At 61.8% G+C, this 14890-nt stretch carries 12 protein-coding genes; 5 read left to right on the top strand and 7 right to left on the bottom strand.

The genetic code is table 11. The annotated features are described in order from the left end of the window. Positions 1 to 12: 12 nt before the first annotated feature. The 4 genes from DV706_RS16000 to DV706_RS16015 all read right to left on the bottom strand — a co-directional run bounded on the left by DV706_RS16000 (position 13) and on the right by DV706_RS16015 (position 5404). On the bottom strand, positions 13 to 1029 hold the full coding sequence (locus DV706_RS16000) for a segregation and condensation protein A (protein ID WP_049890001.1): 1017 nt from the start codon (positions 1027 to 1029) through the stop codon (positions 13 to 15). Continuing rightward, positions 1001 to 4585 carry a chromosome segregation protein SMC gene (gene smc / locus DV706_RS16005; RefSeq protein ID WP_006067900.1) on the bottom strand — a complete coding sequence of 1195 codons (3585 nt, stop codon included), beginning with the start codon at positions 4583 to 4585 and terminating at the stop codon, positions 1001 to 1003. Before smc ends, DV706_RS16000 begins: the two co-directional genes overlap by 29 nt. Positions 4586 to 4665: 80 nt before the next feature. Beyond that, on the bottom strand, positions 4666 to 4974 hold the full coding sequence (locus DV706_RS16010) for a DUF7518 family protein (RefSeq protein ID WP_006067899.1): 309 nt from the start codon (positions 4972 to 4974) through the stop codon (positions 4666 to 4668). Positions 4975 to 5095: 121 nt separating this feature from the next. Then, positions 5096 to 5404, bottom strand: coding sequence for a transcription factor S (locus DV706_RS16015; RefSeq protein WP_006067898.1), 309 nt, complete (start codon positions 5402 to 5404; stop codon positions 5096 to 5098). Between the two features lie 269 nt (positions 5405 to 5673). On the opposite strand from DV706_RS16015, the gene glmM reads away from it, so the two are divergent. Beyond that, positions 5674 to 6996 carry a phosphoglucosamine mutase gene (gene glmM / locus DV706_RS16020; RefSeq protein ID WP_006067897.1) on the top strand — a complete coding sequence of 441 codons (1323 nt, stop codon included), beginning with the start codon at positions 5674 to 5676 and terminating at the stop codon, positions 6994 to 6996. Positions 6997 to 7015: 19 nt separating this feature from the next. Here the strand turns inward: glmM and DV706_RS16025 are convergent, their stop codons facing one another. From DV706_RS16025 to DV706_RS16035, 3 genes are all read right to left on the bottom strand, one after another. Continuing rightward, positions 7016 to 8161, bottom strand: a complete 1146-nt coding sequence (locus DV706_RS16025) for a DHH family phosphoesterase (RefSeq protein WP_394295358.1) — start codon at positions 8159 to 8161, stop codon at positions 7016 to 7018. A gap of 98 nt (positions 8162 to 8259) precedes the next feature. Beyond that, positions 8260 to 9162, bottom strand: coding sequence for an SDR family oxidoreductase (locus DV706_RS16030; RefSeq protein WP_006067895.1), 903 nt, complete (start codon positions 9160 to 9162; stop codon positions 8260 to 8262). A 72-nt stretch (positions 9163 to 9234) separates the two neighbouring features. Beyond that, positions 9235 to 9660, bottom strand: a complete 426-nt coding sequence (locus DV706_RS16035; protein ID WP_136350761.1) for a DUF5791 family protein — start codon at positions 9658 to 9660, stop codon at positions 9235 to 9237. Between the two features lie 128 nt (positions 9661 to 9788). Between DV706_RS16035 and DV706_RS16040 the strand changes: the two genes are divergently transcribed. From DV706_RS16040 to DV706_RS16055, 4 genes are all read left to right on the top strand, one after another. Further along, a complete protein-coding gene (locus DV706_RS16040) occupies positions 9789 to 10871 on the top strand; it encodes a tubulin/FtsZ family protein (RefSeq protein WP_006067893.1) in 1083 nt (360 codons plus the stop codon). Positions 10872 to 11504: 633 nt separating this feature from the next. After that, positions 11505 to 12386, top strand: a complete 882-nt coding sequence (locus DV706_RS16045) for a coiled-coil protein (RefSeq protein ID WP_006067892.1) — start codon at positions 11505 to 11507, stop codon at positions 12384 to 12386. 140 nt (positions 12387 to 12526) lie between these two features. Then, positions 12527 to 13522 (top strand): signal peptide peptidase SppA, encoded by a 996-nt coding sequence (gene sppA, locus DV706_RS16050; RefSeq protein WP_006067891.1) that lies wholly within the window; start codon positions 12527 to 12529, stop codon positions 13520 to 13522. 72 nt (positions 13523 to 13594) lie between these two features. After that, a complete protein-coding gene (locus tag DV706_RS16055; protein WP_006067890.1) occupies positions 13595 to 14845 on the top strand; it encodes a DUF373 family protein in 1251 nt (416 codons plus the stop codon). Positions 14846 to 14890: the final 45 nt, after the last annotated feature.

Consider the following 14890-nt stretch of genomic DNA (forward strand, 5'->3'; position numbering starts at 1 on the left):
TCTACTGTGCGATCAGTCGGCGATCGATTCGCTCGAGTCCGTCGCCACTGTCGCGTCTTGCACCCAGAGGTCGCCGAACAGCTCGTCTTGCTCGAGACGGACTCGACCGCGGTGAGACAGAAAGAGCAACGCCAGATACGTCATCACGCGTGAGCCGCCGACGCCTTCGATTTCGGCGAACAACACTTCCTCGCGGCCCTGGTCGTACTGGCCAGCGAGTTCTCCTTCGACGTTATCGATGACCGTTTCGATGTCTTCTTCGTGGGTCGTATGCGTCACGTCGTCGCTTGTGGGCTCGTCGTCGACGCGGAAATCATCGCCCGAGTGGTAGTTCAGCTCCTGCATCCCGCGGTCGTACCCACGCGGCGAGTCGCTCGTGTCGTAACTTCGAGACTCCTTCCATCGCGTCTCCCGTTCGGCGCTTCGGAGCTCCCGAACCAGTTCGTCGAGCGTCTCCGGCTTTCCACGGGCGTGTTTGCGATCGAGGCGACGTTCCATCTCCGCCTCGAGGCTCTCGATAGGGTCGAAGCCGGGAGCCGGCCCGCCGTCGCCATCACCGCTGTCCATCGGTCCGTCGTCTGCAAAGGGCGCCTCCCACGGCGGTAGCTCCGCTTCCTCGGGTTCGTCCGGCGTGAACAGCTCGTCGCTTTTCATCCGCAAAAGCACGCTCGCGTAAAACAGCGCGCGACCGGAGGTCCGCAGGTCGGCCTCGTCGAGTGCCTCGAGGAACTTGTCGGTCACTGCGACGATATCGATATCCCAGGGATCGATCTCGCCGTCTTTGGCGAGTTGGACCAGCAGTTCGACGGGCTCGACGTCGTCGCTATCGGTTCCCGTTTCGTTTTCGTCATCTTCGGAAAACTCGAGGACCGTTGAAGGGGATGCTCGAGCCTCGTCACTCGAGCCAGCATCGGTGACGAGAGCTGTGTCCGAGTCAGATTGTCCCGGTCGCTCGCGGTCTTCGTGGCCGGCGATCTGCAGCGGAATATCGTCGTTCTCCTCAGTCACTTGCCGGCACCTCCTCTCCATCGCCGTCGCTGCTGAGATCGATTCCGGTCACCGCACTCACGTTGTCCTGTTGCATCGTCACCCCGATGGCTCGCTCGGATCGATCGAGCATCGCAGAGCGATGCGAGACGACGACGAACTGCGCTTTCTCGGAGAGTTCATCGACCATCTGGCCGATCCGCTCGGCGTTGACGGCATCGAGGAAGGCGTCGACCTCGTCTAACGCGTAGAACGGGGCCGGGTTGTGGCGCTGGATCGCGAAAATAAACGCCAGCGCCGTCAGCGACTTCTCGCCACCGGACATCGCATCGAGTCGCTGAATCGGCTTGTCGCCGGGCTGGGCTTTCATCGTCAACCCACCGTCGAACGGATCGGCCTCGTTCTCCAGATGCAGCGTCCCGGTCCCCTCCGAAAGCTTCTCGAAAATCTCCGTGAACTGCTCGGCGATCTCGTCGTAGGAGTCGATAAACGTCTGTTTCTTCAGCGTCTCGTACTGTTCGATCCGATCGCGGATCCCCTCGGCTTCCTCGACCAGCGTCGCTTTCGCGTCCTCGAGTTCCTCGAGATCCTCCCGCACGTCGTCGTACTCGTCGATCGCAAGCATGTTCACCGGCTCCATCGCCTCCATATCCGCCTGCAACACCTCGATCATCTCGAGAACCGTCTCGTGGTCGGGCACGTCCTCGGGGTCGTACTCGCCGACCTCGGCCTCGAGACTCTCGATTTCCCACTCGAGGTCGCTCAGCCGACTGCGTGCATCCTCGAGTTTGCTCTCGACGGCGTTGACCCGATCCTGTTGCTGGTCGCGTTTGGTTCGGGCCGTGGACAGTTCCTCTTTGAGGTCACTGCGCTCCGCTTTGAGGTCGGTGAGTTCGTCCTCGAGTTCGGCAACGGCCTCCCGTTTGTCCTCGAGTGTCTCGCGCTTTTCGGCGATAGCGTCCTCACAGTCGTTGATTCGAGCTTCCTGTTCGGCTTTCCGATTCTGAGCCGTCTCGATGTCGTCGTGGAGGTCTTCGATCGCGTCCTCGCCGTACTCCTTCTCTAAGCTCAGTTCGTTGAGTGTGCTGTCGAGATCCGCGATGCGGTCTTCGCGCTCATCGATTTCGTCCTCGAGGGCCTCTATTTCCGCGGTCAGTTCGGGAATCTTCGAGTCTGCGAGTTCGGTCTCGAGGTCGTCGATCTCGGCTTCGATCTCCTCGACTTCCGCTGTCTTCGTCTCGATCTCGCCTGAGAGTTCGGTCATCCGTTCGTCGACGGACTCCCGTTCGCCCTCGAGGTCGGCGAGGTCGTTCTGGAGGGTGTCGATCTCGGCTTCGATCGATTTGCGTTTGTCCGCGAGACTCTCGAGTTCGGTTTCGATCGAGCGCACTTCGTCTGCGGCATCGGTCTTGCGGTCGCGGGCATCGTCGAGGCGCTCTTCGACGCCACGAAGCTCCTCGCGAAGGGACTCACGCTGGTCCTGGAGGTCGGTGATCTGTGTGGCGACGCGCTCGAGTTGGCCCTCGCCGCCCCCGGTAAAGGAGTAGCGTGAGCCGCCGCCGGAGCCGCCGGTCATCGCGCCGCTTTTCTCGACGAGGTCGCCGTCGAGTGTGACCATCCGATAGTCGCCCATATACGAGCGGGCGGTCTCGAGGTCTTCAACGACCAGCGTGTCGCCGAGGACGTACGAGAAGACGTCGGCGTACTGGCCGTCGAACTCGACGAGGTTGTACGCGAAGTCGACCACGCCGGGATCGCTCGGGGCGTTGGGGAGCCGGCGCTTGTGCATGTCCGTCATCGGGAGGAACGTCGCCCGGCCTGCGTTGCGCGATTTGAGGTGGTCGATACACTGTTGGCCGATGACGTCGTCGTCGACGACCACGTTCGCGAGTCGCCCGCCTGCGGCCGTCTCACAGGCGACGGCGTACTCGCCGGGGACGGTCCCAAGCTGGGCGACCGCGCCGTGGACGCCGTTGATCCCTGCGTTCAGAATCGTCGTCACCGCGCGACCGAACGAGGAGTCGCCGCTTTTGCCCGCGTTGGCCTCGAGTTCGGCGTACTCCTGTTGTTTCGCCTGGATTTTATCGTCGATGTCGTCGACGTCCGACTGGAGCCGTCGCTTTTCGCGTTTGAGGTCGTCGACGACGCCCGCGATGTTCTCGCGGTTCGTCTCGGCCTTCTCGAGTTCGCGCTCGAGGTCGGCCCGTCTGCTCTCGATCTCAGGGATTTCCTCGCGGCGTTGCTCGATCGTCGACTCTTTCTCGCTGATCTCGTTCGAACGCCGTCGGGCTTCGTCTAACAGGCGGTCCTGTTCGCGCTGGAGGTCGTTTTTCTCGGTTTTGACCGTCTCCAGTTCGTCTTTGCGCTCGGCGAGGTCGGCTTTCAGCTCGTCGAACTCGGTGTCGACGGCGTCGATCTCTGCTTCGAGTGACTCGCGTTCGGCCTCCCGGTCCTGAATCTCGCTTTTGACCTGTGCTTTCTCGAGTTTGTGCTCGCGGATCTCGCCGTCGAGCTCTTCGATCTGTTCCTGTTTGCGGTCGATCTTGACAAACGCCTCGCGGCGCTTCGATTCGGCGTCTTCGATCGCGCCCTCGCTGGTCTCGATCTTGTCCTCGAGTCGGGAGATCTCGCCTTTGATCTCCTCGATGTCGCTTTTGATCCGGAGCTGTTCGTCCTCGCCTTTGCGCTCGATTTCGGCGTTTAAGTCCTCGAGGTCTTCTTGTAAGCGGACGACTTTCCCCTGCCGTTCGTCGAGTTCACGCTGGAGGTCCGTCAACTCCTCCTCGAGATCATCGACACGGTTTTCGGCGCTCGCGAGTTCGTCGCGTTTCTCCTCGAGTTCGCTGGCCTTCTTGTAGCCCTCGTACTCTTCTTGTTCACGCCGCAACCGTCGGTATCGCAGGGCTTCCTGTCGCTCGTCTTCGAGTTGGGCGAGTCGGTCGCGTTTCTCCTCGATACGAAGTTGAGCTTCGTCGACCCGCTCTTCGACGATCTCGAGTTCCTCGAACGCGTCTTCCTTTTTCGCGTCGAACTCCGCGACACCGGCGATCTCGTCAATGATCTCTCGACGAGCATGCGGCGTCATGTTGATAATCTCGGTGACGTCGCCCTGCATGACGACGTTGTAGCCCTCGGGTGTGACACCAGCCTGTGCGAGCAGGTCCTGAATATCGGAGAGGTTGACCGAGCGGTCGTTCAGATAGTAGTAGGAGTAGTAGTTGTCCTCGGTCTCTTTGACTCGCCGGCGGATGCGAATCTCGTCGACGTCGCCGACGTCGTCGCTGCCGGCGGCGTTGACGACCTGCGAGCGAGTCAACGTCTCGTCGCTGTTGTCCAACACGACTTCGACGGTCGCCTCACGGGGGCCGGCCGACCGGTCGCCGTCTTCGTGACCGGGGTTGTAGATCAGATCGGTCAGCTTTTCGGCGCGAATACCGCGGGTTCGAGCCAGTCCGAGCGCGAAGAGGACGGCGTCGATGATGTTCGATTTGCCGGAGCCGTTCGGTCCAGTGACGACAGTGAAATCCTCGTAAAACGGAATCTTCGTCTTGCGGCCGAAGCTCTTGAAATTGTCCAGAACGAGTGCCTTGATATACATACTTTAGCCAACTTCGTCACAGCAGGGAATCATGGCCGGACGGTCGCGAGTCGAGTGTGGGTCGCGACGCCGCCACGCAGTTATGCGACAATAATGTCGTCGCTACCTGAGTCTTCCGCTTCGTCGGTCGTCGTCTCGTCTTCGACGTCTGCATCAGCCGTGGCTTCGGCCACGTCGTCGGGTGCAGCCTCCTGGGTGTCGTCTTCGCTTGCCGTCTCTTCCGTACGGACACGTCGCTCGGGTACGCGGGTCGGCGTCTCGGTGTCCAGTTCGGCCTCGAGAACCCGGATTCGTTCTTTCGATTCGACGAGTTCGTCCGTCAGGCCCTCGACCGTCGACTCGAGTTCTGCAACTGTCGCTTCGAGTTGCTCGACGCGATTTTTCGACATATCTCCTAGCGGTCCGTCCGGCAACATAAACGTACGTCAGACATAACTAACTGTTCTGGTATTTTTCGCAGCCGCGATCGGCTCACCCGCCCGAAACTGCACGTCTGGCGCCGTCAGTCGCTCAGTTATCGTCTTCGCGCCACTTGTATTCGCACTCGGTACAGATGAAAAAGCGCGTCTCGGATTCGTCAGCCGACCGGATCTGTTGCATATACCAGTGGGCGCGGTCGTTCCCACACTCGGGACAGTGGGCGTCGGTCTCCGGCAGCGACGTCTCCCCAGAGGATTCGATAACCTCGCTTGCTTCCTGATCGTCCGTGACGGTGTATTTGGACGCGTCGCCTTTCGGTTTCGTATAGCCACAGCTCCCGCATTCCCAGATGCCGTCGTTGGCTTTCATCATCGAACCGCATTCGTCACAGAATTCCATCGTTATCCGGGCTACATCGGCCAAGTAACTTAAGCGGCGCGTTTACCACGGGCGCGACGATTCAGTTCGTGTCCGCAAGCACCACAGATGGGCTGGTCGAACACGACCGCTCGTTTCCGGGGCATCGAGCCACACAACGCGGTCTTGCGTTCACCGTCTGCTGTGCGAGCGGCGCACCACTCAGGACGGCCTCCGTTCGAACCGGTTTCCTCTCAGAATGCCGGACGGAGTTTGGATGTTTATGTACCCGCTCGTGCTATCCCTCGAGCATGTTTGGAACGAGCGGTATTCGCGGCGAGGTCGGCGACGAAGTCACGGCCGAACTGGCGCTTGCCGTCGGTCGTGCGCTGCCCTCAGAGGGGTATGAACGCGTCGTCGTTGGCCGTGATATCCGCGAGAGCGGAACGATACTGGTCGACGCACTCACTGCCGGCGTCCGAGAGTGTGGCGGCGACGTCATCGAGGTCGGTGTCGCGCCAACGCCAACCGTCGCCCGCGCTGTCGACTGGCTCGAGGCCGATGCGGGCGTCGTCGTTACGGCCTCACACAACCCGGCTAAAGACAACGGGATCAAACTCTGGTCGCCAAGCGGGCAAGCGTTCGACACTGAGCGCCGGGCGGCAATTACGGATCGCGTCGAGAACGAGCGCTACGACCTCGAGGACTGGACCGGTCTCGGCGACCGGAGCCACCACGACGGTGTGCTCGAGCGCCACGTCGAGACGGTTGTCGACAGTGTTGGCGAGGTCGACGGCCTCGAGGTGGTCGTCGACGTCGGCAATGGTGCCGGCAGCGTGACGGCGGATGCGCTGCTCGAACTGGGCTGTGAGGTTCGGACGCTCAACGCCCAGCAGGACGGGCGATTCCCGGGTCGGCCCAGCGAACCCAATGCGGAGACGCTAACGGATCTCCAACAGTTGGTCGGCGCGACGGACGCCGATCTCGGCGTTGCCCACGACGGTGACGGCGACCGGATGATGGCCGTCGACGAGCGTGGCGAGTTCGTCCCGAAGGATCTCCTCCTCGCGCTGTTCGCCCGCGAAGCAGCGAGTGATGGGGACCGAGTCGCTGCTCCGGTGGATACGAGTCTCGCCGTCGACGACGCGCTTGCGGCTGTCGGAGCCAGCGTGACGCGGACAGCCGTCGGTGATGTCTACGTCGCAGAACGGGCGACCGAGCCTGGGGTCGTCTTCGGTGGCGAACCCAGCGGTGCCTGGATCTGGCCCGACGAAACGCTCTGTCCAGACGGGCCACTGGCGGCCTGTACACTCGCAGCGATGGTCGCTCGAGACGGCCCGCTCGGCGACGCGGTCGACGACCTCGAGACGTATCCGATCCGGCGAACGTCGCTCGAGGTCGAGAATAAAACAGCCGTCATGGATCGCATCGAAGCGACAGTCCGCGAGCGCGAGTTAGCGATCGATGCGTTAGATGGTATCCGGATCGACCACGGCGACGGCTGGACGCTCGTCCGTCCGAGTGGGACTGAACCCGTGATCCGTGTGACTGCCGAAGCGCGTGATCCAGAGCGAGCGGACGCGCTGTTCGAGGATACCCGCGCGCTCGTTGCCGACGCAGCCGACGCCGAATAGGACGTGGACGTCGACCACGCTATCGCTCCCCGGCCAGCGCTGAAAAGAGCCGGTCTTCGAACTCAGCCCTGGTGATCCCATCGGAAGGACCGATCCCCTCCATGTGATCGACGGATACCTGCCCACCTCCCATCCGTGCGTGGCCACCCGCATTGGCCATCGGCACATCGCTGGTTGCGTGGCGAAGTGTCTCTCCCATATGAACCCGGTCATCTCGAGAGCGCCCCGAAAGGTGGATTGTACCGTCGTTTTCGCCGTAGACGATGACCGCCGTGACACCCTCGAGCTGCATGAGTTCGTCTGCGGCCTGGGGAATCGCGTCGACGTTCGAGAGTTCGCCGACATCACAGACGGCAAACGGCCCTTCGACGCGTTTTTCGGTGATCGCCGTCGCCTTGACCTGCAACACGTCGTCGCTGACCTGTGGGTTGGCGATCCGATCCAGGAGATCCTCGTCGATGCTCGGAAAGAGCACGCCACAAGCGTCGAACTCCGCTCGCGAGCAGCCGTTCGTCAGGTGGTTCGTATCGGACAAAATCCCGTAGAGCAACCCGGTAACGAGCGCTTCAGTGACGTCGAATCGACCCGTGTCTCTGGGACCGATCGACGCATCGAGTTCGTCGAGATACTCGACGAGAATCGTCGACGCAGCGCCGTACTCCGTGCGGACGTCGGTAAACTCTGTTCCGGTCCCATTTCCGGGATGGTGATCGATAACTGCGATCGGCTCGACGGTCTGTGAACCCGCAAAGCCACGTGGTGTGTTGTGATCGACGAGGACGACGGCGTCAGCAGCGAGCTGTGAACTCGATTCGATCGCCTCGAGGTCGACATCGAGGACGGTTCGAAACGCTCGGTTTTCCTGATGGCGGATTTCGCCAGTGTACTGTAATGTCGCGTCGGTGCCGACAGACGCCGCGATCTCGTCGATAGCCATTGCACACGACATCGCGTCTGGATCCGGGTTCGGGTGCATCAACACGGCAATGTCGTCGTAGTTGGCCAGCAGTCGCTGGAGATGGACACCGGGCGGCCGCCGGAACCAGCGAACGACCCACCAGCCACTGAGGACGACTCCAACGGTCGCCACCACGAGCAACGAGAGTACCAGCGGCTCGAGAGATCGTGCCGTGTCGACGATCGGCTCGAGAACCAACACGTCCATCTCGAGGAACGCACTGCGTCTCGAGATGGACTGGTTTAGCATATCACACAATTATATCGAATCCTCAAGAATTTTCCCCCGCGACTGACGGCTGCTCGTCAGTTGTCGTGTGTTTCTTTCAGGTAGCCGTCGATCGCGTCGCGATACCCCTCTCGATACGTGGGATAGGCGAACGCATAGCCCAACTCTCGCAGTTTCTCGTTGGAACAGCGTTTGCTCGTCAGAATTCGTCGCCGAGCGGCCTCTGAAAGGTCCGTCTCCTCGAGTCGGTCGGCTTTCGTCCGTTTCGGTGGCTGGGCGACGTCACAGGCCGCAGCGAGCCAGTCGGCGAACGTCCATTTGTCGACGGGTTCGTCGTCGACGACCTGGACGACCTCCCCGCGAGCGAGATCCTCCTCGAGCAGATACCGGACGGCTCCTGCAGCATCGTCGCGATGAACCATGTTCAGGTAGCCTTCAGTGACCGGCCCCTCGAGATAGCGCTCGAGACGATAGCGGCCGGGACCGTAGAGGCCGGCGTAGCGGGCGACCGTGCCATCGAACCCATACTCGGGTGGCAACTCGCGGGCGACTCGCTCGGCCTCGGCGAGCACCTCGGTTTTCTCGGTCGTCGGCTCGAGCGGCGTCTCCTCGTCGACCCAGTCGCCGTCGTGGTCGCCAAGGACACCCGTCGAAGAGGTGTACACCAGCCGTTCGGGGCTCGCGTCACGTTCGCCGAACGCTTCGATTGCCGTTCGGAGTCCTCCGACGTACACCTCGCGGGCTGTGTCTGCACCACGCCCACCGCTGCTGGCGGCGAAGACGATCGCGTCGACGTCCGGCACGGCCTCGAGGGCCTCCCGGTCGGTTAGATCCGCTTGTACGGCCTCGAAGCCGGCCTCGGTGATCGCCTCGATACCCTCGTCGGATCGACGCACTCCGATCGCATCGTGACCGCGGTCGGTGAGCTGTCGGCCCAGCTCGAGGCCGACGTGGCCACAGCCTAAAATTGCAACGTCCATGTCCACAGTCGGGTATGAACCACCATAACCCCCCTGCTCGCAGCGATACTGGCTGCCACTGACCCTCGAGGCTCAGGGCGCGCCGTCGGCGATCACGTACTGGATGTGGACGAACTCCTCGAAAGACATCGGCGCGCGCCGTTCGATCTTCTGTTGGATCTCTTTGGCATCGAGATCGAGTTCGAGTTCGGTTTCGATGGCGTCGACATCGAGGACAGCCGTCGACATCCCCAACAGGAGATGCTCACAGGCGATCATCACTAGCTCGTCTGCGTCGGGTTCGCCGTCTTCGAGTGCCTGAATCTGGGCCACCGCCTCGAGTGTGAGTTCGGGTGACTCTCCCTCGAGAAGCGCGCTGGCGGTTTCGGCGTCGATCTCGGTCCGGTTGGCGATTTCGTCGGGGCCGTACTGGTCGATAACCGATCTGAGATCGGCCTCGTACGCTGTGCGGAGAGCAGCGGGCGAGTCGGGAACGGTCATCCGCTGTTCGTAGAACATGGCAGAACGAACGGGTATCGGGCAGAAAGGCATTGCTATACAGGCAGCTTCCAGCCAGCGACCGTCTTTTTAAGCTGACTAACAGTTTTACCGGAACGTTCAACAGGACACCGTTGCATACACGTGACATGAAAGTTGCCCTGATCGGTGTTGGGCAGGCCGGCGGTAAAGTCACTGAACGACTCGCCCGATTCGATGCGAACATGGGTTTTGGAGCCGTTCAAGGCGCGCTGGCCGTCAACTCCGCGAAAGCCGACCTCCAGTCGCTCGAGTACGTCGACACCCAGTTGATCGGCGCAGACCGCGTCAACGGACATGGCGTCGGCGGTGACAACGAACTCGGCACGGAAGTCATGCAGTCGGACATCCAACAGGTACTGGGCGCGCTCGACGGTCGTGTTACCTCGAGTGCTGAGGCGATCTTCGTCGTCGCCGGCCTCGGTGGTGGCACCGGCAGCGGCGGCGCACCAGTGCTCGTCCATCACCTCCAGCAGGTCCACGACGTCCCCGTCTATGCGCTTGGCATCCTGCCGGGACGAAACGAGGGGGCGTTGTACCAGGCCAACGCTGGCCGCTCGCTGAAGACGATTATCCGGGAGGCCGACTCGACGCTGCTCGTCGACAACGACGCCTGGCACGCACAGGGCGAAAGCGTCGAAGGGGCGTTCGAAACGATCAACGAACGGATCGCCAAGCGCGTTGGCCTGCTGTTTGCCTCCGGCGAGGCCGTCGAGGGCGTCGGCGAAAGCGTCGTCGACTCGAGCGAGGTTATCAACACGCTGCGGGCGGGCGGGATCGCCGCCCTCGGATATGCGACCGAAATCGCAAGCGAGGACAGCGCCGAGAACATTCGAACCGCGATGAGCGTCTCGCGACAGGCGCTGCTGACGGGGACGAGTCTGCCGGAGGCGACGACAGCCGACTCGGCCCTGCTGGTTATCGCCGGCGACCCCGACCGGATCCCTCGGAAAGGCGTCGAGCGAGCGCGGCGCTGGCTCGAGGACGAAACTGGCAGCATGCAGGTTCGCGGCGGCGACTTCCCGCTCGAGAGCGACCGGCTCGGCGCGCTCGTCTTACTCGGCGGTGTGGAACGCTCCGACCGGATTCAGGAGTTCATGGAGCGCGCACGCGAGGCAAAGCGAAAACAGGAGACAGAACAGGCGGATCACGCCGACCAGTTCACCGACGACCGACTCGAGAATCTGTTCTGACGAACCCGCGGTCTCTGAACTAGTCCCCTCCCAAGCGTCGACTGCAGGGTCGAACCTGGCGGTACAGATCGATTCGACCCTGCAGGTCAGGCGTGCGGTGCCACTATCGCAGCCACTGGACGTCACTGCACACCAGATCGCCTGACGGCTATGCGATCTGTGTGGACATCGGTTCAGGTGTTACCATAGCGACGGCAGCCCGGCAGACACGACCGGTGAGCGCGATGCCTGCTTGAGGGACGAACTGAGTCGAGTGAACCACCGGAGGGCATCCCGGATAGAGTTCCATCGAGCGGGGTGATCGACCGCGACCGTTTATATACTGTCGCAACACCCGTGTCACGGCCCAACACAGCCGAGGACGGCCGTGTCAACTGTTTTCAGGGGTTTTACGACCGGTACATTTAAATTGAAGGCGACAGTAGAATCTGATACCAGAACGCCACCGGGGCGCGTATCGCTCGACGATCGATGACAGGAAATCTTATTCACCGAGGTTTCGCAGATTGTGAGCGAACGCTGCACACAGTCGCGTCTCCCACTGCTGGACTGACCCCCGAGCGACGGGTGTCGGCTCCGTTCGAGACGCCGATCGCCCCCGGTGCGGGTATGGCACAGAGGTTTGACTAACACATGGTAGACGAATCACAGAACATCGAACTTACAGAGGACGACCTAGAAAACAAATCGAAAGGCCAGCTTATCAAGATGGCCGGGCAGCTCCGAGATCGGCGAAACGATCTGAATCAGATGGCCTCCGAGCGCGCATCCAAGCGCGACGACCTGAACGCCAAGACGCGCGAAAAGGTCGACAAAGCCCAGGAACACCGCGAAAAGCGTGACGAGCTCAACGAGCAGGTCCAGGAACACAAGGACAGCCGTAACGAGCTCAACGCCGAGGCCAACAAGCTGTTCGACAAGGTCGAGAAGCTCAAGTCCGACATGGAACTCGACGAGGGCAAGGACCTCGAGGAGCTCAAAGAGGAAATCGAGCAACTCGAGTTCAAACAGCAGACCGAAGTCCTCTCGAGTGAAGACGAGAAAGAGCTCATCGAGAAGATCGAGTCCAAGCGCGAGGAGTACGAAGAGCGCAAGCAGAAACTCGACCAGAACGAGGATCTCGAGGAGCTCGTCGAGGAAGCCGAAGAAGTGCGTTCGGAAGCCTCGAAACACCACCAGAAGGTCACGGAGCTTGCGGACAAGGCCCAGGAACATCACAACCAGATGATCGAGGCCTACCGCGAAGCCGACGACGTCCGTGACGAGGCCGACGAGATGCACGAGTCCTTCGTCGAGGCCCAGGAGGCCGCCGACCGCCACCACGAGGACTTCGTCCGCGTCCAGAAGCGCCTGCGCGAACTGGACAAGAAAGAAGAAGAACAGCGCAAATCCCAGCGCGACAAAAAGAAAGAAGCGGCCAAAGAAGAGGCCGAAGAGATCTATCAGAAGTTCAAGGAAGGCGAAACCCTCGACACCGAGGACCTGATGAAGCTCCAGAAGACGGGGCTGCTCTAACGCGGTTCGTCCACCTGTGTCTTTCTGCGGATGTTTTTGAGGCTGTAGGCGCCAGCCATGGCTGCGAGCTGACTGCGTCTGAACACGTACGCTTAACTCGACGGCAGCCACAGGTGCTGCCATGACACGAGGTGTTGCCGATGGCTAGCGGTCGTGGGATCGCACGTCTGTTGATCGTCGCGGTTGGGACCGCGGTGTTTGCTGCGATTGGGGTCTCGTTGTTCGTCGTCTATCCGGAGTCGCTTGCCGATCTGGCCGGCGTCCTCGTGGCGCTCGTCGTTGTCGTTGCCGGGATCCGGATCGCCGGAAACGTTGCCGGCTCACTGTTTCCGGGCTACGACGTCGCCGAGGTCGCCGTCGAGGGGCCGATTACTCGCGACGGTGGCGGGGGACGCCTGCCCTCGAGTCCACGGGGGACGCCGGCCGACGACATCGTCGACCAGATCGACCGGGCTGATGAGGACGACAACGTCGACGCATTACTGCTGAAGCTGAACACGCCGGGTGGCGAAATCGTGCCGAGCGATGATATTCGACTCGCTGCCGAGCGGTTCGACGGCCCGACGATCGCCTACACGACTGACGTCTGTGCGAGCGGTGGCTACTGGATTGCAAGCGGCTGTGACGAGCTCTGGGCTCGCGACGGCAGTATCGTCGGTTCGATCGGCGTCATCGGGTCGCGCGTGAACGCGAACGATCTCGCCGAGAAAGTCGGCCTCTCGTATGAACGACTCGCTGCGGGCGAGTACAAAGACGCCGGCACGCCCCTGAAGGAACTCGAGGACGACGAACGCGAGTATCTCCAGGGGTTGATCGACGACTACTACGAGACGTTTGTCGAGCGAGTCAGCGATGGACGTGACCTCGAACCCGAGTTCGTCCGTGACACCGAGGCTCGGATCTACCTCGGCGAAGAAGCGTACGAGATGGAGCTGGTCGACCACCTCGGCACGCGTCGGGAACTCGAGACCGAGCTGGCGGATCGGCTCGATAGAGACGACGTCGCGGTCGAAGAGTTCGAGCCGGAGCGGCCGTTGATGGCTCGCGTTGGCACTGGCACCCAGCAACTGGCCTACGCCTTCGGCGCCGGTATCGCCGGTATCGCGGAGGATCGAGAGTTTCGACTGCGGATCTAACCCATCTGCCAACGCTGTCGACGCGTCGAACGAGTAAGTGGTTTTATCGTCACACAGCATGGAACGGCTACCGTGACAACGCTGGTCGTCTGCCTCGACCGGACCGACGACGTGGGGCGCAAGACCGGCCTTCGGTCGCCCGTTGTCGGCTGGGAAGCAGTCCGCGCGCTGGTAACTGACGTCGGACTGGCGGATCCGGAGGACTCGGGAGTGAATTCGCTGCTCGAGACACTACGCGTCGCCCAGGACTTACGCGACGAGAACGAAGACGTCGTCGTCGCGGTCGTCTCGGGGGACCGAGAGTCGATGGTCTCGGCCGATCGAGCAGTCGCCCATCAGCTCGACGAACTCGTTGCCGAGTACGATCCCGACTCAGCTGTCGTCGTCATCGACAGCGCAGAAGACGAGCGGCTGGTGCCGATCGTCGAGAGCCGGATGCAGGTCGACTCGGTCGACCGTGTCGTCGTCCGACAGGCTCGAGATATCGAATCGACGTACTACCTGCTCAAGCAGTTTCTCGCCGACGAGGAGCTCCGCCAGACCGTGCTCGTTCCGATCGGGCTCACGCTGTTGGTCTTCCCGATGCTCGCGACTGTCGTTGGCCCTGCTGAGGGTGCCGCGGCGATCACGACCGTTATCGGTGTCTTTCTCCTGTATAAGGGCTTCAACATCGACGAACTCGTTACCGGACTCGCCCATCAGGCGCGTGAGTCGCTGTACTCCGGACAGGTCTCGGTCGTCACCTACGTCGTTGCGGCCGGCCTGACGTTTGTCGGGCTCTTTGCGGGCGCACTCGGTGTCTCGAGTCTGGACGATCCTCCTGGAGTGGTGATTCCGGCGATGCAGTTTGCCTTCGACAGCGTGCCGTGGCTCGTGATGGCCGCGCTCACGGCGAGTGCTGGTCGGCTGCTTGACGAGGCGATCAGTGACGAGCCGATCCGTCGTTCCTACCTCAGTCTGCCCTTTATTGTCGTCTCGGTCGGGCTGGTCATCCGCGGTTTTTCGGCATACTTCCTCGAGCAACAGCGCGTCATCGAACCGTTCGTGGTCCCGGCCTACGAGTTCGGTGCCCTCTCGAACGAGAGCTTCGCGGTGACTGCGGGCGAACGGCTGGCCCTGTTCGTCGTAACGGCGATCGTGATCAGTCTCGTCGGTGCGCGGCTCGCGTCGTATTTCAGCGAGAGCGAACCCGAGACAGCCCTTGTCGACGCCGACGTCGACTCGGACTCGAACACTGACTCGAGTCCGCAATCTGAACTCACCGACGGTGGGCCGACGGGGTCGACCGCCGACGCCGACGGCTCGGACGGCGCTGACGAGTAAGCCACACCAGCCGACTCGGTATCCATTTACCCCTGTGCGCTCAGT

The organism is Natronorubrum bangense, assembly GCF_004799645.1.
GTDB lineage: Archaea > Halobacteriota > Halobacteria > Halobacteriales > Natrialbaceae > Natronorubrum > Natronorubrum bangense.